At 75.0% G+C, this 19,800-nt stretch carries 21 protein-coding genes and 1 pseudogene; 17 read left to right on the top strand and 5 right to left on the bottom strand.

Annotated features, from left to right (window positions below):
• Positions 1 to 2 precede the first annotated feature (2 nt).
• The 7 genes from V6U89_RS16340 (at position 3) to V6U89_RS16310 (ending at position 6,545) form a co-directional block, all read left to right on the top strand.
• Positions 3 to 743 (top strand): ArsR/SmtB family transcription factor, encoded by a 741-nt coding sequence (locus V6U89_RS16340; RefSeq protein WP_334572015.1) that lies wholly within the window; start codon positions 3 to 5, stop codon positions 741 to 743.
• Positions 744 to 833: 90 nt separating this feature from the next.
• The gene (locus tag V6U89_RS16335; RefSeq protein WP_334572014.1) at positions 834 to 1,076 is read left to right on the top strand and encodes a hypothetical protein; all 243 of its coding nucleotides are present in this window, start codon (positions 834 to 836) and stop codon (positions 1,074 to 1,076) included.
• On the top strand, positions 1,073 to 2,044 hold the full coding sequence (locus tag V6U89_RS16330; RefSeq protein WP_334572012.1) for a cytochrome P450: 972 nt from the start codon (positions 1,073 to 1,075) through the stop codon (positions 2,042 to 2,044). Before V6U89_RS16335 ends, V6U89_RS16330 begins: the two co-directional genes overlap by 4 nt.
• Complete coding sequence (locus tag V6U89_RS16325; protein ID WP_334572010.1) at positions 2,041 to 2,841, top strand: isocitrate lyase/PEP mutase family protein; 801 nt, start codon at positions 2,041 to 2,043, stop codon at positions 2,839 to 2,841. The genes V6U89_RS16330 and V6U89_RS16325 overlap by 4 nt, the downstream gene beginning before the upstream one ends.
• A 98-nt stretch (positions 2,842 to 2,939) precedes the next feature.
• The gene (locus V6U89_RS16320; RefSeq protein ID WP_334572009.1) at positions 2,940 to 3,908 is read left to right on the top strand and encodes a hypothetical protein; all 969 of its coding nucleotides are present in this window, start codon (positions 2,940 to 2,942) and stop codon (positions 3,906 to 3,908) included.
• Between the two features lie 5 nt (positions 3,909 to 3,913).
• Entirely contained in the window at positions 3,914 to 5,515 is a 1,602-nt protein-coding gene (locus V6U89_RS16315; RefSeq protein WP_334572008.1) for an asparagine synthetase B family protein, read from the top strand.
• A 97-nt stretch (positions 5,516 to 5,612) separates the two neighbouring features.
• Positions 5,613 to 6,545 (top strand): PfkB family carbohydrate kinase, encoded by a 933-nt coding sequence (locus V6U89_RS16310; protein WP_334572007.1) that lies wholly within the window; start codon positions 5,613 to 5,615, stop codon positions 6,543 to 6,545.
• Positions 6,546 to 6,653: 108 nt separating this feature from the next.
• On the opposite strand, the gene V6U89_RS16305 is transcribed toward V6U89_RS16310, so the two are convergent.
• Complete coding sequence (locus tag V6U89_RS16305; protein WP_280836726.1) at positions 6,654 to 6,875, bottom strand: DUF2188 domain-containing protein; 222 nt, start codon at positions 6,873 to 6,875, stop codon at positions 6,654 to 6,656.
• Between the two features lie 115 nt (positions 6,876 to 6,990).
• Here V6U89_RS16305 and V6U89_RS16300 point away from each other — a divergent pair, with 115 nt between their 5' ends.
• Entirely contained in the window at positions 6,991 to 7,986 is a 996-nt protein-coding gene (locus tag V6U89_RS16300; protein ID WP_334572006.1) for a linear amide C-N hydrolase, read from the top strand.
• Positions 7,987 to 8,045: 59 nt separating this feature from the next.
• Here V6U89_RS16300 and V6U89_RS16295 read toward each other — a convergent pair whose 3' ends face one another.
• The gene (locus V6U89_RS16295; protein WP_334572005.1) at positions 8,046 to 9,527 is read right to left on the bottom strand and encodes an LVIVD repeat-containing protein; all 1,482 of its coding nucleotides are present in this window, start codon (positions 9,525 to 9,527) and stop codon (positions 8,046 to 8,048) included.
• A gap of 138 nt (positions 9,528 to 9,665) precedes the next feature.
• Between V6U89_RS16295 and V6U89_RS16290 the strand changes: the two genes are divergently transcribed.
• The gene (locus V6U89_RS16290) at positions 9,666 to 10,343 is read left to right on the top strand and encodes a DUF305 domain-containing protein (RefSeq protein WP_334572004.1); all 678 of its coding nucleotides are present in this window, start codon (positions 9,666 to 9,668) and stop codon (positions 10,341 to 10,343) included.
• Positions 10,344 to 10,363: 20 nt separating this feature from the next.
• On the opposite strand, the gene V6U89_RS16285 is transcribed toward V6U89_RS16290, so the two are convergent.
• On the bottom strand, positions 10,364 to 10,624 hold the full coding sequence (locus V6U89_RS16285) for a hypothetical protein (RefSeq protein ID WP_334572003.1): 261 nt from the start codon (positions 10,622 to 10,624) through the stop codon (positions 10,364 to 10,366).
• Positions 10,625 to 10,996: 372 nt separating this feature from the next.
• Between V6U89_RS16285 and V6U89_RS16280 the strand changes: the two genes are divergently transcribed.
• From V6U89_RS16280 to V6U89_RS16265, 4 genes and pseudogenes are all read left to right on the top strand, one after another.
• Positions 10,997 to 11,239, top strand: a complete 243-nt coding sequence (locus tag V6U89_RS16280; RefSeq protein WP_334572002.1) for a GntR family transcriptional regulator — start codon at positions 10,997 to 10,999, stop codon at positions 11,237 to 11,239.
• Positions 11,240 to 11,340: 101 nt separating this feature from the next.
• Positions 11,341 to 11,601, top strand: a complete 261-nt coding sequence (locus tag V6U89_RS16275; RefSeq protein WP_442933935.1) for a DUF7134 domain-containing protein — start codon at positions 11,341 to 11,343, stop codon at positions 11,599 to 11,601.
• Positions 11,550 to 12,044: pseudogene (locus tag V6U89_RS16270) on the top strand (ABC transporter ATP-binding protein); the annotation flags it as partial. The gene V6U89_RS16275 and the pseudogene V6U89_RS16270, both read left to right, overlap by 52 nt.
• A 5-nt stretch (positions 12,045 to 12,049) precedes the next feature.
• Positions 12,050 to 12,313, top strand: coding sequence for a hypothetical protein (locus V6U89_RS16265; protein WP_334571999.1), 264 nt, complete (start codon positions 12,050 to 12,052; stop codon positions 12,311 to 12,313).
• Positions 12,314 to 12,360: 47 nt separating this feature from the next.
• Here the strand turns inward: V6U89_RS16265 and V6U89_RS16260 are convergent, their stop codons facing one another.
• Both V6U89_RS16260 and V6U89_RS16255 read right to left on the bottom strand, forming a co-directional pair.
• Entirely contained in the window at positions 12,361 to 13,623 is a 1,263-nt protein-coding gene (locus V6U89_RS16260) for a nucleotide sugar dehydrogenase (RefSeq protein ID WP_334571997.1), read from the bottom strand.
• Between the two features lie 105 nt (positions 13,624 to 13,728).
• Entirely contained in the window at positions 13,729 to 15,114 is a 1,386-nt protein-coding gene (locus V6U89_RS16255) for a serine/threonine-protein kinase (RefSeq protein WP_334571996.1), read from the bottom strand.
• A 528-nt stretch (positions 15,115 to 15,642) separates the two neighbouring features.
• Between V6U89_RS16255 and V6U89_RS16250 the strand changes: the two genes are divergently transcribed.
• The 4 genes from V6U89_RS16250 to egtB all read left to right on the top strand — a co-directional run bounded on the left by V6U89_RS16250 (position 15,643) and on the right by egtB (position 19,800).
• The gene (locus tag V6U89_RS16250) at positions 15,643 to 16,278 is read left to right on the top strand and encodes an RNA polymerase sigma factor (RefSeq protein WP_334571995.1); all 636 of its coding nucleotides are present in this window, start codon (positions 15,643 to 15,645) and stop codon (positions 16,276 to 16,278) included.
• 16 nt (positions 16,279 to 16,294) lie between these two features.
• Positions 16,295 to 17,077, top strand: coding sequence for a hypothetical protein (locus V6U89_RS16245; RefSeq protein ID WP_334571994.1), 783 nt, complete (start codon positions 16,295 to 16,297; stop codon positions 17,075 to 17,077).
• Positions 17,078 to 17,230: 153 nt separating this feature from the next.
• A complete protein-coding gene (egtA, locus tag V6U89_RS16240) occupies positions 17,231 to 18,466 on the top strand; it encodes an ergothioneine biosynthesis glutamate--cysteine ligase EgtA (protein ID WP_334571993.1) in 1,236 nt (411 codons plus the stop codon).
• A complete protein-coding gene (egtB, locus tag V6U89_RS16235; RefSeq protein ID WP_334571992.1) occupies positions 18,463 to 19,800 on the top strand; it encodes an ergothioneine biosynthesis protein EgtB in 1,338 nt (445 codons plus the stop codon). The genes egtA and egtB overlap by 4 nt, the downstream gene beginning before the upstream one ends.

Genomic DNA, 19,800 nt, shown 5'->3' with positions numbered 1-19,800 from the left:
GGATGACCGCTGCGCCCACCGATGGCCGCCGCCTCGCCGACCTGGCCGCCCTGCTCGCCGACGACACCCGGGCCGGCATCTGCCTGGCCCTGCTCGACGGGCGGGCGTGGACGGCCGGCGAGCTGGCGCGCGCCGCCGGGGTGGCCCCCTCCACCGCCAGCGAACACCTCACCCGACTGGTCCGGGGCGGCCTGCTGGTGGAGGAGCGCCAGGGACGGCACCGCTACCTGCGGCTGGCGGACCCGGCCGTGGCCCAGCTGATCGAGGACCTGGCCGGGCACGCGTCGCCGGCGCCGCGCCCGGCCGGATCGCTGCGCGTGGCCACCGCCGACGCCGCGCTGGCCCACGCCCGGACCTGCTACGACCACCTCGCCGGGCGGCTCGGCGTCCGGCTGCGCGACGCCCTGCTGACCCGCGGTCTGCTCGACGGCGCGGGCGGTCTCGCGGTCACCCCGACCGGCCGGGACTGGCTGGCCGACCTCGGCGTCGCGCCGCTGCGCGGCGGCCGACGGCCCCTGGTGCGGGACTGCCTGGACTGGACGGAACGCCGTCCCCACCTGGCCGGCGCGCTCGGCGCCGCGCTGTGCCGCCGCTTCGCCGAGCTGGGCTGGACGACGCGCGGCACCGGGCGCAGCGTGCGGGTCACCCCGGCCGGCGTGGCGGCGCTGCCCGAGGTGCTGGGGATCGACGCCGGCGAGCTGGTGCCGCCCCGCCCCGACGGTGGCGGCGGCGGACGCGCCTGACCGACCCGGCCGGCCCGAGCCGCGTGGTCGTCCCGGTGGCGGCGGACGCGCCTGACCGACCCGGCCGGCCCGAGCCGCGCGGTCGTCCCGGTGGCGGCGGCGCGCCTGACCGGCCCGGCCGGCCCGAGCCGCGCGGTCGTCCCGCCGGCGGCGGCGCGCCTGACCAGGGCAGCCGGCCCGACCCGGGCGGTCGCGCCCGAACCGGGGCAGCCCGACGCGCCTGACCCGGACGAGGCCGACATCACCGCCCCGGAAACCGCCACCGAGACCGGCATCGGCCCGGCAGAGTTCGGTCGGCGCCGAAGCGATCCGCCCCTAGCGTCGGGCGGATGAGCGACCCGACGCCCCTGATCCCGCCCGGCCCCGACACCCCGGCCTGCGGCCCGCCCACCCTCGACGGCGGCGTGTGGTCGGTGACCCGCCACGCGGACGTCTGTGCGGTGCTCACCGATCCGGACTTCCGGGTGCCCGAGGCGGCGCCGGGACCGCCCGGCACCCTCGGCTGGCTGCGCGGCACCGTCGCCCGGTTCAGCCGGCCGGACCGGCATCCCGCCCGGCGGGCCGCCGCCGTCGCCGGGCTCGCCGACTGCCCGCCGGACGGGCTCCGGCGCGACGCCGCCCGGCTGACCGCCGAGGAACTCGACCGCGACCCGCGTGCCGGGTCGGCGCGGCTGGCTCGGGGCGTACCGCTGCGGGTGCTGGCGGCCCGGCTCGGCCTGGCCGATCCGGCGGCGGCGGTGCCGGCGGTGACCGTGCTGGCCGCCGCCTACCAGCCCGGCGCCGGGCCGGCCGCGGTGCGCCGCGCGGACCGGGCGGTCGCGGCGCTGGTGGCGATGTCTCCGGCGGAGCCGCCCGAGGCGCTGGCCAACCGGATCGGGCTGCTGGTGCAGGCCTGCGACGCCACCGCCGCGCTGATCGGGACCGCCGCCCGGTACGCCCCGGCGGTGCCCACCGCGGCGCTGCTGGCCGAGGTGCTGCGCCTCGATCCACCGGTACGCGCCACCCGCCGGATCGCCGCCCGCCCGGCCCGGGTGGGCGGACAGCCGGTCCCGGCCGGCGCGGAGCTGGTGCTGCGCTTCGACGCGGCGAACCGGGACCCGGCGGTGGTCACCGCGCCGGACCGGTTCGTGCCGGGCCGGTCGGTGCTGACCTTCGGCGCCGGCCCGCACGGCTGCCCGGGCGAACGGCACGCGCTGGCCCTGGCCACCGGGGTGGTGGACGTGCTGCGCGAGCGCCGGTCCGGCACGGCGACCCGACCGGAACTCGGACCCGCGCGCACCCGACCGGCCGTGCCCCGATGAGCGACCGCCACGCCGCCTTCCGCGCCCTGCACCGCCCCGGCCGGCCGCTGGTGCTGCCCAACGCCTGGGATCAGGCCTCCGGCGCCGCCCTGGCCGCCGCCGGCCACCCGGCGGTGGGCACCACCAGCCTCGGCGTGGCCGCGGCCGCCGGTCGGCCGGACGGGCTGGCGGCCACCGCCGAGGAGACTCTCCGCCTCGCCGAGCTGCTGGTCCGGCTGCCGGTGCTGGTGACCGTGGACGTCGAGGCCGGCTTCAGCGACGACCCGTCGGCCGTCGCCGGGTACGCCGCCGAGCTGGCGGCCCTCGGCGTGGTCGGGATCAACCTGGAGGACGGGCGGCCCGACGGCGGTCTCGCCGATCCGGCCCTGATGGTGGCGAAGATCGAGGCGGTCCGGGCCCGGGTGCCGGGGCTCTTCGTCAACGCCCGCACCGACGCCTGGTGGCTCGGCCTGCCGGACCCGCTGGAGCAGGCGCTGCCGCGGGCGCGGGCCTACCGGCGGGCCGGGGCGGACGGCGTCTTCGTCCCGGGGGTCGGTGACCCGGCCGTCGTCCGGCGGCTGGCCGACGCGGTCGACGCGCCGCTGAACGTCCTGGCCCAGCCCGGCGGGCCGTCGCCGGCGGTGCTCGGCCGACTCGGGGTGGCCCGGGTCAGCACCGGCTCGCTGCTGTTCCGGGCGGCGCTGGCCGCCGTGGTCCGCACCGCTGACGCCGTCCGGACGGGGACGGTGGAACCGGATCCGGCGCTGCCGTCGTACGCGGACGTGCAGGGGATGACAGCGACCGGTCGTCGCCCTTAGGAGTGGATGGGAGGATTGCTCGTACTTTCCCTGTTCCGGGTGCTTACGGTGTGTTTCAGGTTCATCCGCACCGTGTCGTACCGGGAGAGGACCCGACCATGCGCGTGCCCAGCCGAAGTTCCGGCCCCCAACCCGGCCCGTCCGTCTCCTCGCCCGCCCCGGCGCGCCGGTCGCCCGCGCTGGGCCGAGCCCGCGCGGTGCCGCCCGCCCCGCCGGACCTCGACGCGTACCGCGACGCGGTGGCGGAGCTGCTGGTGGAGGTGGGGGCACTCGCCGACGCGACGTCCAGCGCGGCCCGCCAGGTGCTGCTCGACCAGCGGTTGCGGGAGCCGGCGATCGCCGCGGTGCTCGACGCGACCCCGCAGGGGTTCATCGGCGCCCGCGAGACGCTGCTGCTGGAGATGGCCCGCTACCAGCCCAACGAGCGGACCTCGGCGAGCGACCTCACCGCGCTGGTCCGGATCTACCTGCTCTCCCGCATCGACGTGATGTGGTGGCGCGACACCGCCACCTTCCTCACCGACGAGCAGGTCGACACCCATCCGGACCTGGTCGACCTGGAGTGGCTGCGCCGGCGGGGGCTGCTCGCCTTCCGTTACCAGGAGCAGCCGGCCACCGTGTTCGGCCGGGGCGTCCGGGCGGTGCGCCGCAAGCTCCGCCCGGACGCCACCCCGCGCACCGCCGGGGTGAAGTTCCGGCGCACCCGGCGCGAGGTGGTGGCGCTCCTCAACGATCTGGCCCGCGAGCTGGCCCGGGCCACCCCGCCGGCCACCCCGCCGCTCTGGGTGACCAGCCTGGTCCGCAGCGCCGAGCACCAGTACCAGCTGCGCCGCCTCGGGTACGCCGCGATGGTGCCCAGCGGGCACTGCCTCGGCTGGGCGGTGGACGTGGAGATGGCCTGGTTCGCGCGCTTCGGCGTCCGGGACACGCTGGCCGAGATCCTGCTCGCCCGGCAGGCCGCCGGCGAGATCAACGTCGTCGACGAGGGGCAGGCCTGGCACGTGTGCCTGGCGCCGGGCGCCCGCGCCCGGCTGCGCTCGGCCTACGAGGCCGAGATGGGGGCCTGAGGCGGATGTGTGGCATCGCGCTCTGCGCCGGGCCCGAGGCCGACCCGGCGATCTTCCGCCGGATGCTCGCCGTCCTCACCCCCCGCGGCGAGGTCACCGAGACCCGGCAGGAGAACGGCCTGCTCGCCGGCGTACGGCGGCTGCGGATCGTCGACCGGGACCGCGCCGTGCAGCCTTTCACCTCCGCCGACGGCCGGTACGTCCTCTGCTACAACGGCGAGGTCTTCAACCACCACGAGCTGCGCGCCGAGCTGACCCGGGCCGGGCACCGGTTCCGCACCGCGAGCGACACCGAGGTGGTGCTCGCCGCGTTCCTGCGCTGGGGTGAGCGGGCGGTGCACCGGCTGCGCGGAGAGTGGGCCTTCGCCGTCGCCGAACGTGCCACCGGCCGGGTCTACCTGGCCCGGGACCCGCTCGGGGTCAAGCCGCTCTACTGGGCCCGCACGCCCGGCTGCCTGCACGTCGCCTCGGAGGTGAAGGCGCTGGTCGGGCTGCGCGCCCCGGTCGACGAGGTGCCGCCCGGGCACCACGGCTGGGCCGACCCGGGCGGGCGGGTGGAGCTGGTGGCGTACCTCGACCTGCTCGCCCTCGGCGACGGGCTGCCCGAGGTGGACGACCCGGACGAGGCCGCACTGCTCGTCCGGGCCGCGATCAGCGACAGCATCCGGATGCGGGTGGACACCGACCTCACCGTCGGGGTGGTGCTCTCCGGCGGCCTGGACAGCTCACTGGCGATGCTGCACGTCCGCGAGCTGCACCCGGACTGCGTGGCGATCACCGTCGGGGTGCCGGACAGCCCCGACGTGGCGTACGCGCGGCGGCTCGCCGCCGACCTCGGCGTGCCGCACGAGGTGGTCCAGCTGCGCCCGCGCGACATCCGGCTGGCCGACGTCCGGGAGGCGATCCGGATCTCCGAGCTGACCGAGTACGGCGACATCATCAACGCGGTGGTCTCCGTGCCGATCTTCCGGCGACTGCACGAGATGGGGATCAAGGTGGTGCTCACCGGCGACGGCTCCGACGAGCTGTTCGGCGGCTACCCGATGTACCATCGGGCCGGCCCCGGCCGGGCCCGCCGGCTCTTCCTCCACCGGATCCGCAACCTCTGCCGTACGGAGTTGCAGCGGGTCGACCGGGCCAGCATGGGACACGGGGTGGAGGCCCGGGTGCCCTTCCTCGACCTCAGCGTGGTGGAGCTGGCGATGCGGCTGCCGTTGGCGCTCAAGATGCGCGACGGGCAGGAGAAGTGGATCGTCCGGCGGGCCTTCGCCGACGTGCTGCCCGACTACATCCGGCGGCGGCCGAAGAACCCGATGTCGTACTCCTCCGGTCTGCACGAGCGGGCCCGGCTCTACAAGCCGTTCTTCTCCCGGCTGCACCGCCGGTTCGGCTACGACCTGCTGGAGCCGGTCCGCCGCGACTTCGACAGCGTGCTCACCCGCTGCGGCAACGACCTGGACCGGGCCATCGCCGACGGGCTGGCCCGACCCGACTACACCGTGCTGGAGCACGCCCGGGACCTGGTCGGGGCGGCGAGGTGGAACGCCGCCCCGCTGGTCCGCCGGCTGGTCGGACCGCGTCCCACCCGGGGGACGTCGGTTCGCTGAACCCGGGCCGGCGAGCGGCCGACGCCTCACCTGCGGGGCGATCCGGGTACCCGGCGGCGACGGACATGCCGGCGGCGCGGGCGGGTAGTAGCCCGGCGTGGCGGAACCGGACGTGATGGTGGTGGGTCAGGTGGCCCGGGACCTCGTCCTGCTGGTCGAGGAGCTCCCGGCCGCCTCGGGGACGGCGCCGGTACGACGCCGCCGGGAGCTGCTCGGCGGCAAGGGCGCCAACCAGGCCGTCGGCCTTGCCCAGCTCGGCGTCCACGTCGGACTGCTGGGTGTCGTCGGTGACGATGAGGTCGGTGACCGGCTGCTGGCCCAGGCCCGTGCCGACGGCGTCGACGTACGGGCCGTGCTCCGCCGGCCGGGCACCCCGACCGGCCTGATCGTCGACCTGGTCGACGAGAAGGGCCACTGGCACTACGTGCAGGATCTGCCACCGGGCACCCTGCTCACCGCCGAGGACGTGCTCGCCGCCGCGGCGCTGCTGCGGACCGCCCGCGTGGTGGTGCTGCAGCTGCAGCAACCGCTGGCGGCGGCGCTGGCCGCGGCCCGCTGCGCCCGCCGCGCGGGCCGCCGGGTGGTGCTCGACGGGGCGCCGACGGACCGGGCCGGCGCCGACGAGCTGCTGGCCCTCGCCGACGTCCTGCGCGCCGACGCCCAGGAGACCCGGCTGCTCACCGGCGCCGCACCGACGGACCCGGCCGGCGGCCTGCGCGCCGCCCGGGACCTGCTCGGGCGCGGGCCGTCCCTGGTCGCCGTCGAGGTGGCCGGGGTGGGCAACGCCTTCGCCTGGCCGGACGCCGATCTCTTCGTACCGCTGAGCGAGACCCCGACCGTCGACACCACGGGCGCCGGGGACGCCTTCGTCGCCGCGCTCACCGCCGGGCTGCTGCGGGGCGAGCCGCGCGAGCACACCGCCCGGCGCGCCGTGGCCGCCGCCGGAGCCACCGCAGGCCGGCCCGGGGGCCGGCCCGAGCTCACCGAGGCGGCCATCGCCGAGCAGCTCGCCCGGATACCGGCCGGCTGAGGCGCGACCGGCGCCCGCCGACGACCGTGCCCGCTCATGAACCGGCGGCCTGCCGGAACCGCCTGTGACCCAGGTGATTCCGGCAGGCCGCCGGAGGGGGAGCGCCGGTCAGCCGGCGGGCGGGAAGGGATCGTCCTTGTAGGTGTACTCGGTCTCGATCTTCCCGTCGGCGGTGTGCACGACGAGCTGGCTGGGCTCGTTGGCGTGCGCCACCTTGCGGCCCTCCTCGACCGCGCGGTGCTTGGTGTCGTACGAGCCGAGGCTCCGGCTGCCCTGCTCGACCTTCCAGGAGCCGTCGTTCGGCACCACGTGGTATTCGTTGCGCTTCATGGGCATTTCTCCTCTCGTCCGTCCGGATCCAGGTACCCAAATGCCCGAAACGGAAAACCGGTGTCGCCTTCGGTCGGTGGACAACCCCCGGGGTCTCCCATAGCGTTCCGGAGATATGCGGAGGACTCTCCTGGGCGCCGGGCTCGCCCTGTTGCTCGCCACCACCGGCTGCGCCGGCACCGACGACACCCCGCCCGCGCCGGCCGGCGACCGGGTGCCGGCCGCCTCCCGACAGGACGCCGACGAGGTCGGGCGCACCCTGGCCAGCCTGCGCCGGGTCGACAAACTGCCGTTGTACGAAATGACCTACGTCGGCCGGTACGACGCTACGGTCGGCACCGACACCGAGCCCGAGGCGAGCCCGTTCGGCTGCTCGCTCTTCGCCGCCAGCGGCGACCCGGCCCGACCGCTGTTCGCCCGCAACTTCGACTGGGCGGCCAACCCGGCGATGGTGCTGCGTACCGACCCGCCGGACGGCTACGCCTCGGTGTCCCTGGTGGACCTGTCGTACCTCGGGATCGGCCCGGACCCGACCGGCGACCGGCGGCTGCTGGACGCGCCGCTGCTGCCCTTCGACGGCATGAACGAGCGCGGGCTCGCGGTCGGCCTGGCCGCCGACGACCACGCGAGGGTCACGCCGGTCCCGGGCCGTCCCACGGTCGGCTCGGTGCGCATCCTGCGACTGGTGCTCGACCGGGCCGCCACGGTGGACGAGGCGGTGGCCGTCTTCGGCCGGTACAACCTGGACTTCGACGGCGGGCCGCCGCTGCACTACCTGCTCGCCGACGCGACCGGCCGCTCGGCCGTGGTCGAGTTCGTGGACGGGGCGATGCGGGTCCAGCGCGGCGAGGGCCGCTGGCAGGCGCTGACCAACGTGCCCGTGGTCGGCGTGTCCGAGCAGGAGCGGCGCGCCGACCGTCGGTACGGGGCCATCGCGGCCGCCCTGGAGAGCGCCGGCGCCCGGGTGGACGCCCCGGCGGCGCTGCGGATCCTCGACCGGGTGCGGCAGGGCCACACCCGCTGGTCGGTCACGTACGGGCTGCGCAGCGGCGAGGTGCGCCTGGTCACCGCGACCGGCAAGGAGCGGCGTTACCAGCTGCCGATCAACTGACCCCGCCGTACGCGCAGGGGCCCGGCCCCCGACGGGGACCGGGCCCTTGCGACGTGGCCCTACCAGCTCAGGTAGCCGGCCTGGGTCTGCACGTTCAGCTCGCGGAACCGGACCAGGTTGGCCGTCCAGGTCCGCCAGTCGTTCAGCTCCAGCACGTCCAGACCCTTCTGGATGTCGCTGGAGTAGATGTGCCCGTTGTAGTAGTACGTCGACCAGGCGCCACCCGTCACGAGCTGGGTGTCCGACAGCGGGCCCCGCTCCCAGAACCCGATCTCCTTCGGCTTGGTTGAGTCGGTGAAGTCCCAGACCGAGACGCCGCCCTGGTACCACGCCTGGACCATGATGTCGCGGCCGAGCACCGGGATCAGCGAGCCGTTGTGCGCCACGCAGTTCTCGGTGTCCGCGTTGACCCGCGGGATCTTGTAGTAGCTGCGGAAAACCATCGTCCGGGCGTCGCCGCGACCGGTGATGTCGTAGATGGCGTCCGCGCCACGGTTCGGCCCGACGACCTCGTTGCAGGTGGCCGCGCCGCCGCCGCCCAACTCGTCGGTGAAGACGACCTTGGTTCCGGTGTTGTTGAACGTCGCCGAGTGCCAGAAGGCGAAGTTCACCGTGTCGCGCACCCGGTTGATCACCCGGGGCGCCTCGCGGTCGGAGATGTCCATCAGGATGCCGTCACCCATGCAGGCGCCAGCGGCGATGTCCTTCGCCGGGTACGCGGTGATGTCGTGGCAGCCGCTGGTCGCCGAGGTCTGCCCCGGGATGCCTCCGTACCCGCCGTCCGGGAAGAGGTTCGGGGTGGCCACCACGGCGGCTGCGGTCGGGTCCTTCACCGGGACCTTGACGATGGAGATGGAGTCGTGCGGCGGCTGGCAGTCCGGGAACTCGGCCCGCGGGCTGTACGACGAGACGTACAGGTAGACCGAGCGGCGGTCCTTGGCGGGGACCAGGGTGTGGGTGTGCGAGCCGCAGGCGGTCTCGACGGCCTTGACGTAGCGCGGGTTGGCCTTGTCGCTGATGTCGAAGACCTTGATGCCCTCCCAGGACTCCTTGACCGAGGCCGGCTGCGCGGTGCTCGCGCAGGAGTCGTCGGTGCGGGAGGAGTCGGTGGAGAGGAAGAGCAGGTCGCCGTAGATGGAGATGTCGTTCTGTGACCCGGGGCAGAGCACCTGCGACACGATCTTCGGGGTGCTGGGCTGACCGATGTCGTAGATGACGAACCCGTTGTAGTTGCCGACGAAGGCGTACCGGCCCTGGAAGGCCATGTCCGTCCCGAGCGAGGCCAGGGTGTCGAACGGCGCCTGCTTCGGCAGGTTGGCGATCTGACGCAGGTTGGGGCTGCTGGAGATCTCGTCCACGCCGAGGCCGGCGGTGGTGGCCGTGGCGGCCTGTGCGGTGGTGGCCGTGGCGACCGCCTCCGCGTCGGGCGTCACGGCGGCGTTGCTGGCCGGGGCGGTGGCCACGCTCGCCACCAGGAGACCGGCTGCGGCCAGGCTCACGATCCTCAGCTGGCGTCGTCGGGGGAGGGAAAATCTGATCATCGGCAGAGCCCTTCGACAGGGGTTGATGATTGTGGACACCTTACCGTCCGGCGAAGAACATCGATGTGATCTGGGTCACATGAAAGGGCCGTCGTCAATGGATACGATCGCTGCGACCTCGACCGGAGGGGGAGTCGCATGACCGCCCGACGTGGACGGACCCTGCTCGTCGTCACAGTCGCGGCCGTGGTGCTGGTGGCGATCGGGCTCGCGCTGCGGCCCACCGACCGCCCCGCCCCGGCGACCGCCGGATCGACCGCCGCCGCCACCCCGGCGCCGGCCGACGGCCCCGCCGTCATCGTCCCCGGCCGTCCCGGCGAGTCGGCCGTCGCCCGCCCGGCCGGGGAGGTCCGCGACACCGCCTCGCCGCGCTACAACTCCCTCGACGTCTGGTTCGTGCGGATGATGATTCCGCACCACCAGCAGGCGCTGGAGATGGCGGAACTCGCCGAGGACCGGGCCGGCAGCGCGAAGGTCCGGGCGGTGGCCGACCGGATCCGGGGCGCGCAGGGGCCGGAGATCGGCATGATGCGCGGCTGGCTCAGCGCCCGCGGCCTGCCGGCCGAGGTGCCCGGCCACGACCACGGCACCATGCGCGGCATGCAGTCGCCCGAGGCGATCCGCCGGCTGGCCGACGCCCGGGGGGCGGAGTTCGACCGGCTCTTCGTGCAGCTGATGACCGCGCACCACCAGGGTGCCGTCACGATGGCGACCGACCTGCTGAAGGTCGGCGTCGACCAGCAGCTCAACGAGTTCGCCAACTCCGTCGCCACCGAGCAGTCCGTCGAGATCAACCGCATGCGCGAGCTGGTCTGACCGGTTCGGCGTCGGATCCTTCACTGGCTACCCGGCGCGCACGTGCCGTCGTGGTCTGCGGAGCGGCGGCAGCGGCCAGGCCCCTCCAGCCTGGCGTCACACCAGATCCGCGTACGCAGAAACTGCTGGTCCTCCTCGCTGAGGGTGGTTTCACCGAAATCGATGGCGGTGACGTGGCCCAGCGAGACGCGCAGGGCAAGCGCCAGAGCGACCGCCCCGTCCTGGCTGGTCAGAGTGGTCGGCAGGTGGATGACCCACCGCGGTGCGGTCACCGGTGCCACCGGCTCGGCCTGCCGGGCATGTCGTCGTCCATGTCCCTCCCTGGGATGTGTCCGCGGTGGCGCCGAGGCGGGCGGGGGCGACCGGCGCGACCGCGCGCCCGGCCGGTCGGAGCCCGGCACCCGCCCCGGGCCTGCTCCCGCTCAGTCGGCGGCGTGACGAGTGGTGTCGGAGCAGCATTTCTGCCGGCGCGGGATGCGAGGCCCGCACTGTCAGAAGGTGCCGCTGCTCCGACGACGGAGGAACCTCAGTGCCTAGCTGGGCTCTTCCCTCGCTTCGGCACCTTACCGTCATTACCGGTAAAGTCAACGATGCGCTTGAAGTTCTTCCGGCTGTCGTGATCAGATGTGTGGGCCTAGCTGGGAGTACTTCGCATGCCCACACCACGCAAGTTCGAGCCGCATTACAGACGGATCATCGCCGACATCAGGGAGCGCATCGCCTCAGGCGAGTGGCCTCCCGGCCACAAGCTGCCGTCCACCAAGGCCCTTGCCGACATGTACGAGGTCGGCAGCCAGTCGACGGTCCGCCAGGCGGTCACGATCCTCATCGAGACCGGTGAACTCTACGGTCACCAGGGGCTGGGCGTCTTCGTCGCGGACCGCGCCGGCTCCTGATCGAAAGCGGAAACACCCCGCGAGCCGCCTGCCGCCCGGTCGTCACCCGCCGTGTTGGCGACATCGTAGGGAATCGACGCCGGTGGCTGCCCGTACGCTGGGTGACCGTGAACCGGACCCTCTTCGGCCGTCCGCTGCGCTCACTCGCCTTCGACGTCCTCGTTTCCGGCGTGGTGGCGCTGCTCGCCGTGGCCGCGGTGGGGAGCCAGCCCGGTGGCGTGCCCGCCACGCTGGTCGGTTGTGCCATGGCGGTCGCCCTGCTGTGGCGCCGGGTCCACCCGTCGGCGGTGGCCGCCGTGGTGGCTGGGCTCGCCATGGTGCAGGCTTCGTCTTCCAGAAGTTCAACCTGCTGCCGGCGCTGACCACCGAGGAGAACGTCCTCCTGCCGCTGGCCATCGCGGGCCGGCGGGCGGATCCGGCCTGGCTGCGGCAGGTGGTGGCGGCGGTCGGCCTGGCCGACCGGCTCGGGCACCGGCCGGCGGAGCTCTCCGGCGGCCAGCAGCAGCGGGTGGCCGTCGCCCGGGCGCTGGTCACCCGCCCCTGGGTGGTCTTCGCCGACGAGCCGACCGGCAACCTGGACTCCCGCTCCGGCGCCGAGGTGCTGGGGCTGCTCCGGGAGGCCGTCGACACCCTCGGCCAGACCGTGGTCATGGTGACCCACGACCCGGTGGCCGCCGCGTACGCCGACCGGGTGGTCTTCCTCTCCGACGGCCGGCTGGTCCGCGAGCTGACCGCGCCGACCGCCGAGCGGATCCTGGACACGCTCGCCGGCCTCGACCGGGTCGCCCCGGCGCGGGGGCGGTGACCGCGATGATCCGGTTGACCCTGCGCTCGTTGCGCGCCGACGCGCTGCGGCTGCTCCTGTCCTCCCTGGCGATCGTGCTCGGCGTGGCCTTCGTCGCCGGGGCGATGGCCTTCGTGGCGAAGATCGGCGGGGACTTCACCCTGGTGCTGCCCTGGGGGCGGCTCGGGCTGATGCTCGCGGTGGCGGTGCTGGCCGCCCTGCTCGCCTCCGTGCTGCCGGCCCGCCGGGCGTTGAGCCGGCCGGTGGTCGAGGCGCTCGGCGCGGAGTGACCCGGCGGGTGGCCGGTCCCGGGCGGGACCGGCCACCACCGTACGGGTCAGAGCCGCTCCACCACCGCGCCCCGGCAGCGGTCGCGGGTGTCGAAGACGTACCGGGCGTGCCGGGTCACCAGGTCGTAGTCGAAGCTGTCGTGGTCGGTCACCACGACCACGGCGTCGGCCTCGGCGACCTCCCGCTCGGTCAGGTCGACCACGGTCACCCCGCCGGGGATGTGCTGCGGCTCGGCGTACGGCTCGACCGCGCGCACCTCGGCGCCGAGGTCGTTGAGCCGCCGGGCCACGTCCACCGCGGGGGAGTCCCGCATGTCGCCGGTGTTCTTCTTGTACGCCAGGCCCAGCAGCAGCAGCCGGGCCCCGTTCACCGAGCGGCCCACCCGGTTCAACCCCGCCATCACCCGCTGGGCCACGTGTTCGGGCATCTGGTGGTTGATGTCGTCGGCCAGCTCGATGAACCGGAACTGCCGGCCCATCGTCCGCTTCACCTGCCAGGACAGGTAGCACGGGTCGATCGGCAGGCAGTGCCCGCCCACACCCGGGCCGGGCCGGAACGGCATGAAGCCGAACGGCTTGGAGGAGGCGGCGTCGATCGCCTGCCAGACGTCGACCCCCAGGTGGTGGGAGGCGATCGCCAGCTCGTTGATCAGGGCGATGTTGACCTGCCGGAAGGTGTTTTCGATCAGCTTGGTCAGCTCGGCGACCCGGGTCGAGTCCACCGGCACGGTCCGCTCCACCAGTCGCCGGTAGAAGTCGTCGACCCGGCGCAGCGAGGCGCCGTCGACGCCGGAGACCACCTTGGGGGTGTTCTCCAGCCGCCAGGTGCGGTTGCCCGGGTCGATCCGCTCCGGGCTGTAGCCGAGGTGGAAGTCGCCGGGGCTGCGCAGGCCGCTGGCCGACTCCAGCAGCGGCCGCAGCACGTCCTCGGTGGTGCCGGGGTAGGTGGTCGACTCCAGGACCACCGTGCAGCCGGCCCGGACGTACCGGCCGATGCCGTGGCCGGCCTGCTCGACGTAGCTGAGGTCGGGAGCGCCGTCGCGCAGCGGGGTCGGGACGGTGATCACGCAGATGTCGAAGCCCTCGGCGTCGGTGTACTCCGTGCTCGGCCGGTAGCGGCCGCTGCCCAGCGCCCGGCCGAGCCGTTCGGCGGTGATGTCCTCGACGAACGACTCGCCGGTGGCGAGCCGCTTGACCCGGTCGGCGTCGACGTCGAGGCCGACCACGTCCAGCCCCGCCTCGACGGCACGCATCGCCAGTGGCAGACCGACGTACCCCTGACCGATGACGACCAGCTTCTCAACCCGCACGTTCGCTCCCGTGGCAGTAAGTGACTCCTGCCCGGGAGTTTAGGGCTTGTATGGGGCTGAAAGTCCGATTTTGCGACTAATGGGGGACGCGGTGTCGAGCTGCCGTCAGGTGCCGGGCGGCGGCGGGTCCTCGCCGGGAGGCGTCGTGGTGGTCGGCGGCGGGTCGGCCGGTGCGGTGGTGGTGGTCGGCGGGTCCGCCGGCGCCGTGGTGGTCGGCGGGTTCGCCGGCGTGGTGGTCGGCTCCGAGGTCGGCTGCGGCTCGGCCGACCCGCTCGGCCCCGGCGACGGCGTCGCCGTCACGGTGGCCGAGGGCCGGTTGCCCGGGTTCCAGGTGCGGTCCGGCCGGCTCGGCTGGTCCACGCCGGTCTCCTCGGGGCTCGCCGGCAGCTCCCCCTCGTAGGTCGGTACCACCGCCGGCGGGGTGCTCTTGATGTTGGTCGCCCCGTCGCCGGTCTCCTTGGCCGCGCCGAGCGCCGCGCCCAGCGCGGTGAGTCCCACCAGCACCGCCGCGAGCGCGCCGACCAGCGAGCCGCGCCGGCCGCGGCCCCGCGCCGGCGCCACGGTGGCGGCCGCCGGGAGCACCGGCACGTCGCCCCGGGTGGTGGTCGCAGGGGCCGCCGCGCCCCGCAGCGCCGGGGGGACGAACGCGGTCGTCGCGGCGCCGTCGCTCAGCGCGGCACGGGCCGCGGCGGCCATCTCGGCCCCGGTGGCGAACCGGTCGGCCGGGTCCTTGGCCAGGGCCCGCGACACCAGCTCCTGCACCGGCGCCGGGATCTCCTCCGGCAGCGCCGGCGGCTCGTCGTCCAGGTGCCGCACCGCGACCTGGAGCGGGTTGTCGCCGGTGAACGGCGGCTCGCCGGTGAGGCAGCAGTACGCGACCGCGCCGAGCGCGTAGATGTCGGTGCCGGCGGAGACGGGACGGCCGGACGCCTGCTCCGGCGCCATGTAGAGCGCCGTCCCCGGCACCGCGTTGGTGCTGGTGATGCTGGTGACGTTGGTGGACCGGGCGACGCCGAAGTCGACCAGCACCACCATGCCGTCCTCCTGCACCAGCAGGTTGCTCGGCTTCACGTCGCGGTGCACGATCCCGCCGGCGTGCGCGGCGTGCAGCGCCTGGGCGGCCTGCGCGACGATCGACATCGTCTCGGCGACGTCAAGGTGGCCGGCGGCCTCGATCCGCCGGGACAGCGGCTCGCCCTCGACGAACTCCATGACCAGGTAGTCGGCGCGGCCGCCGTCGGCGAGGCGGTCCTCGCCGCAGTCGAAGACCTGCACGATGCCCGGGTGGCGCAGGGCGGCCATGATCCGCGCCTCGGCGCGGAACCGGGCGATGAAGTCGGGGTCGGAGACCAGCGCCGGCAGCAGCACCTTCACCGCGACCTGGCGGCCCAGGACCAGGTCCGTGGCACGCCAGACGTCGCCCATGCCGCCGGTGGCGACACGTTCGTCCAGGCGGTAGCGACCGCTGAGCACGACCTCCGATGACAACACCCGAATACCGTACCCAGAGGAGCAGAAAAGAACTCATGGCGATATCCCCGTCGGGTCCGGCACCCGGACGGCGCCGGTACCGGTGCCACGACGGTCCGGCGAACGGGGGGTGACGGGGCCCGGACCGACTGTCACAATGGCCGCGGGCGGTGGCGGCAAGCCGGGCGTAACGGCCCACCGGGGACGCCCGCGGCACGATGACCTGGCCCGGGGCGTCCCGCGGCCGTTTTCCGTCACGCGGACTCGCCGACTGTTCAGCTAGATATTTCTCACTCTTTTCCCGCCGGGCCGTGACTTGTCCACCTGTCCATTGACTCCTACCGTTAGCGCGACTCGGGCCAGCCCATGGTGCCGGTGCGGCATTCGGCCGACCGCCGTATTGTCGCGGCGTGTGTCAGACATGCCGCCCGGCCGCTCGGCGGGGTGCGATGGGGTCAGCGGGGGGCTGTTGGTGCGCGAGGGGGTTCGGCTGCCGCACCGGGGGTGCGTCACGCTCGACCTGCCGGTCACGGCAGGGGCGGCGGACGCATGACCGGTGAGCTGAGCGAGGCGGTGGCCGCGGCGCAGGCCGGCGACGAGGAAGCCTTCCGCTTCCTGTACCGCAGCCTCCAGCCGGGCCTGTTGCGGTATCTCACCGCTCTCGTCGGCGCCGACGCCGAGGACGTCGCCTCGGAGGCCTGGTTGCAGATCTCCCGGGACCTGCCCAGCTTCACCGGCGGGGAGTTCCGGGCCTGGACGGTCACGATCGCCCGGAACCGGGCGATGGACCACCTGCGCCGCCAGCGTCGCCGTCCCTCCCTGCCGGTGCCGGTGCAGGCGTTGAGCGAACTCGCCGGCGACGCCGACACGGCCGAACGGGCCGGTGAAACCATCGGTACGGAGGCCGCGCTGGCCCTGATCGCGACGCTGCCACCCCGGGAGGCCGAGGCGGTGCTGCTGCGCGCGGTGATCGGGCTGGACGCCGAGACCGCCGGTCGGGTGCTCGGGCGCCGCCCGGGTGCCGTCCGCACCGCCGCACACCGCGGCCTGCGCCGGCTCGCCGCGCTGCTGGAACGTCAGGACCTGCCCCAACCGTCCGGTGGCGACGAGCGGACCGGCCCGCCCCACCCGCGGCGGGGCCGGCAGACGCCGAGCACGTCCCACGCCGAGCCGGCGGACGGATGACGTGAGGGGAAACTGGATGAACTTCCGCCGCTCCGACGGCGTCGAGCGGCCCGCCGGCCGGGCCGAGGCCGAGCGGCTGCTCGACGCCGCCCGGTCCGCCGCCGCGCCGCCGCCGGGCGACGAACCGCTCGCCCGGCTGCTCTCCGCCGCGGCCGCCCCGGGCCGCCCCGGTGAGCTGGCCGGCGAGGAGGCCGCCCTGGCCGCGTTCCGGGCCGCCCGCGTGGCGGCGGGCGCGGCCGCCCCGGCGCCCGCCCCGTCGTCCCGGCGCCGGCGACGGGTGACCACGGGGGTGGTCGCCTGGGTCGCCGGCATCGCCGCCACCGCCACGGCCGGCGCCGCCTTCGCCGCGGTCACCCTCGACCGCGGCGACGAGCCGGACCCGGCACCCCGGCCGCCCGCCTCCGTGCCGGGCGGATCCGGTTCCGATCCGGCGGCGCCATCCTCGTCAGGTGGCGGGCCGACGACCGGCGCGCCCACCCCCGGCACCGGCCCCTCCGCCGCGTCCCCGTCCGGCCGGCCCGGCGCCTCCGGCAAGCCGGCCTCCGACGGGAAGCTGGCCGGCCAGTGCCGGGCGTACCTGGCGAAGCCGGCGGCGCAGCGCGAGAACGCGCTGCGCAGCCCCGCGTTCGCCGATCTGGTGGCCGCCGCCGGTGGTGCGGGCAAGGTCGAGGCGTACTGCCGGGAGCTGCGTCCGGAGCAGGCCCCGGAGGCGGACGAATCGCCGAAGGCGAAGCCGTCCCGCTCACCCGCCGCCCCGCCCGCGCCCACTCCGGACGCCCGCCGAAGTCGAAAGAAGTAGTCGAAAAGGTTTCACAGAAATTTCTTCCCGCCCGGGGCCGCGGATTCCGTCTGCTAGACAGAAGATGGTGAGACGCGGCGGCCGGCCGGTGACGGTCGATGCCGCCTGCGCCGGCAGTGCCGTCGGGTCCCCGGGTCGGGAGGAGACCATCTCGTGGTGACGTCCCCGGAGCTCCACCGGACGACCGTGCTCGGCGAGAAGGCCGCCGCCGCGGCCCACCTGGGCCGGATCTGCTTCAAGACCGGGCCACCGGTCCTCACCGGCGTCGAACTGGAATGGACCGTGCACGACGCCGCCGACCCCGCTCGACCGGTTGACCGGGAGCGGCTGCGGGCGGCGCTGGGGCGGCACAGCCCCGTCACTCTGGACGACACCAGCCCCGCCGAGCCGCTCCGGCACAGCAGCAGCGTGACCGTGGAGCCCGGCGGGCAGGTGGAGGTGTCCACCGCGCCCCGACCGTCGGTCGCCGCGCTGATCCTGGCCACCGAGGCCGACATCGCCGAGCTGAGCGCGCTGCTGGAGCGCGCCGGGCTGGTGCTCGGCCGCAGCGGCATCGACCCGTGGCGGGCCCCGCGGCCGGTGGTCGAGACCTCCCGCTACCGGGCGATGCGCGGCGTCTTCGACCGTCGGGGCCCCGCCGGGCGGACCATGATGTACAGCACCGCCGGCCTCCAGGTCTGCCTGGACGCGGGCGAACCGGCCGAGCTGGCCGCCCGCTGGGCCACCGTGCACATGGTCGGGCCGCCGCTGGTGGCCGCGTTCGCCACCGCCGACCGGCACGCCGGTCGGCGGACCGGCTGGGCGTCCGCGCGGATGGCCGCCTGGCTGGGTATCGACCCGGCCCGCACCCGGCCGGTCTGGTCGCCACGGCGGCCCGACGAGGACCCGGTCGCCGCCTGGGCGGAGTACGCGCTGGCCGCGCCGCTGCTCTGCGTGCGCCACGACGGGCCGGACTGGACCCCGCCACCGGGGATCACCTTCGCCGACTGGATCGACGGGGCGCTGCCCCGCCCACCGACCACGGACGACCTGGAATACCACGTCAGCACCCTGTTCCCGCCGGTCCGCCCGAGGGGCTACCTGGAGGTGCGCTACCTGGACGCGCAGCCCGGTCCGGGCTGGATCCTCCCGCTCGCCGTGCTGACCGCGCTGCTCGACCGCGCCGACACCGCCCGGTCCGCCCGCACGATCGCCGCGCCCGTGGCCGACCGCTGGCATGCCGCCGCCCGGTACGGCCTGGCCGACCCGCCGCTGGCAGCGGCGGCCGCCGCCCTGCTCGACCTGGCGCTGGAGGCGCTGCCCCGGCTGGACCTGCCGCCGGGCACCCACGACGAGACGAGCCGAGGAATCCGGCGGCGACGGGCCGCCGCGGAGAGGGGGCACCGGTGACCACCACCGAACAGCCGGCCACGCAGGCGGAGGTGCTGCGCAGCCGGATCGCGGCGGAGCTGGAGCGGACCCGGGCCCGTACGGCCCTGCTCACCGAGGCGGTGGACGACGACGACCTGACCCGCCAGCACTCCCCGCTGATGTCCCCGCTGGTCTGGGACCTCGCCCACGTGGGCAACCAGGAGGAGCTCTGGCTGGTGCGCGACGTCGGCGGGCGCGAGCCGGTCCGCCACGACATCGACGACCTGTACGACGCGTTCAAGCAGCCCCGCAAGGACCGCCCGTCGCTGCCGCTGCTGCCTCCCGCGGAGGCGCGCGCCTACGTGTCGGCGGTCCGGGACAAGGTGTTCGACCTGCTGGACGGCATCCGGTTCACCGACCGTCCGCTGGTCGCCGAGGGCTTCGCCTTCGGGATGATCGTGCAGCACGAGCAGCAGCACGACGAGACGATGCTCGCCACCCACCAGCTGCGCGCCGGGCCCGCGGTCCTGGACGCGCCCCCGCCGCCCGAGCCCCGGGTACGGGTCGCCGACGAGGTGCTGGTGCCGGCGGGCCCGTTCACCATGGGCACCTCCACCGACCCGTGGGCGCTGGACAACGAGCGTCCCGCGCACACCGTCGACCTGCCCGCGTACGTCATCGACGCCGCGCCGGTCACCAACGGCCGGTACCGCGAGTTCATCGCCGCCGGCGGGTACGACGACCCGCGCTGGTGGAGCGGGCCCGGCTGGCGGCACCGTACCGAGGCGGGACTGACCGCGCCGATGCACTGGCGGCGCGACGGGGACGGCTGGGCGTACCGGCGGTTCGGGCGGTGGTCACCGGTCCGCGACGACGAGCCGGTGGTGCACGTCTGCTGGTACGAGGCGGAGGCCTTCGCGGCCTGGGCGGGACGGCGGCTGCCCACCGAGGCGGAGTGGGAGAAGGCGGCCCGCTGGGACCCGGGCACCGGCCGCTCCCGCCGGTACCCGTGGGGCGACGAGGACCCGACTGCCGAGCGCGCCAACCTGGGGCAGCGGCACCTGTGGCCGGCGCCGGTGGGCGGGTACCCGGCGGGCGCCTCGCCGCTGGGCGTGCACCAGCTGATCGGCGACGTCTGGGAGTGGACGTCGAGCACCTTCCGGGGCCACCCCGGGTTCACGGCCTTCCCGTACCGGGAGTACTCCGAGGTGTTCTTCGGCGACGACTACCGGGTGCTCCGCGGCGGCTCGTTCGGCACCGACCGGGCGGCCTGCCGGGGCACGTTCCGCAACTGGGACTACCCGATCCGGCGGCAGATCTTCAGCGGCTTCCGCTGCGCCCGCGACGCCCGGCCCGAGGAGGCACACGGGTGA

Source organism: Micromonospora sp. CPCC 206171, assembly GCF_036906755.1.
Taxonomy (GTDB): Bacteria; Actinomycetota; Actinomycetes; order Mycobacteriales; family Micromonosporaceae; genus Micromonospora; species Micromonospora purpureochromogenes.
The sequence above is the reverse complement of the archived record's forward strand: the minus strand, read 5'-3'. Positions and strand labels throughout refer to the sequence as shown.

What these genes read in the sequence shown, in the direction of transcription:
- V6U89_RS16340 (WP_334572015.1), top strand. Translation starts at nt 3, where the DNA reads ATGACCGCTGCGCCCACCGATGGCCGCCGCCTCGCCGACCTGGCCGCC.
- V6U89_RS16330 (WP_334572012.1), top strand. Translation starts at nt 1,073, where the DNA reads ATGAGCGACCCGACGCCCCTGATCCCGCCCGGCCCCGACACCCCGGCC.
- V6U89_RS16325 (WP_334572010.1), top strand. Translation starts at nt 2,041, where the DNA reads ATGAGCGACCGCCACGCCGCCTTCCGCGCCCTGCACCGCCCCGGCCGG.
- V6U89_RS16320 (WP_334572009.1), top strand. Translation starts at nt 2,940, where the DNA reads ATGCGCGTGCCCAGCCGAAGTTCCGGCCCCCAACCCGGCCCGTCCGTC.
- V6U89_RS16315 (WP_334572008.1), top strand. Translation starts at nt 3,914, where the DNA reads ATGTGTGGCATCGCGCTCTGCGCCGGGCCCGAGGCCGACCCGGCGATC.
- V6U89_RS16305 (WP_280836726.1), bottom strand. Translation starts at nt 6,875, where the DNA reads ATGAAGCGCAACGAATACCACGTGGTGCCGAACGACGGCTCCTGGAAG.
- V6U89_RS16300 (WP_334572006.1), top strand. Translation starts at nt 6,991, where the DNA reads ATGCGGAGGACTCTCCTGGGCGCCGGGCTCGCCCTGTTGCTCGCCACC.
- V6U89_RS16295 (WP_334572005.1), bottom strand. Translation starts at nt 9,527, where the DNA reads ATGATCAGATTTTCCCTCCCCCGACGACGCCAGCTGAGGATCGTGAGC.
- V6U89_RS16290 (WP_334572004.1), top strand. Translation starts at nt 9,666, where the DNA reads ATGACCGCCCGACGTGGACGGACCCTGCTCGTCGTCACAGTCGCGGCC.
- V6U89_RS16280 (WP_334572002.1), top strand. Translation starts at nt 10,997, where the DNA reads ATGCCCACACCACGCAAGTTCGAGCCGCATTACAGACGGATCATCGCC.
- V6U89_RS16265 (WP_334571999.1), top strand. Translation starts at nt 12,050, where the DNA reads ATGATCCGGTTGACCCTGCGCTCGTTGCGCGCCGACGCGCTGCGGCTG.
- V6U89_RS16250 (WP_334571995.1), top strand. Translation starts at nt 15,643, where the DNA reads ATGACCGGTGAGCTGAGCGAGGCGGTGGCCGCGGCGCAGGCCGGCGAC.
- V6U89_RS16245 (WP_334571994.1), top strand. Translation starts at nt 16,295, where the DNA reads ATGAACTTCCGCCGCTCCGACGGCGTCGAGCGGCCCGCCGGCCGGGCC.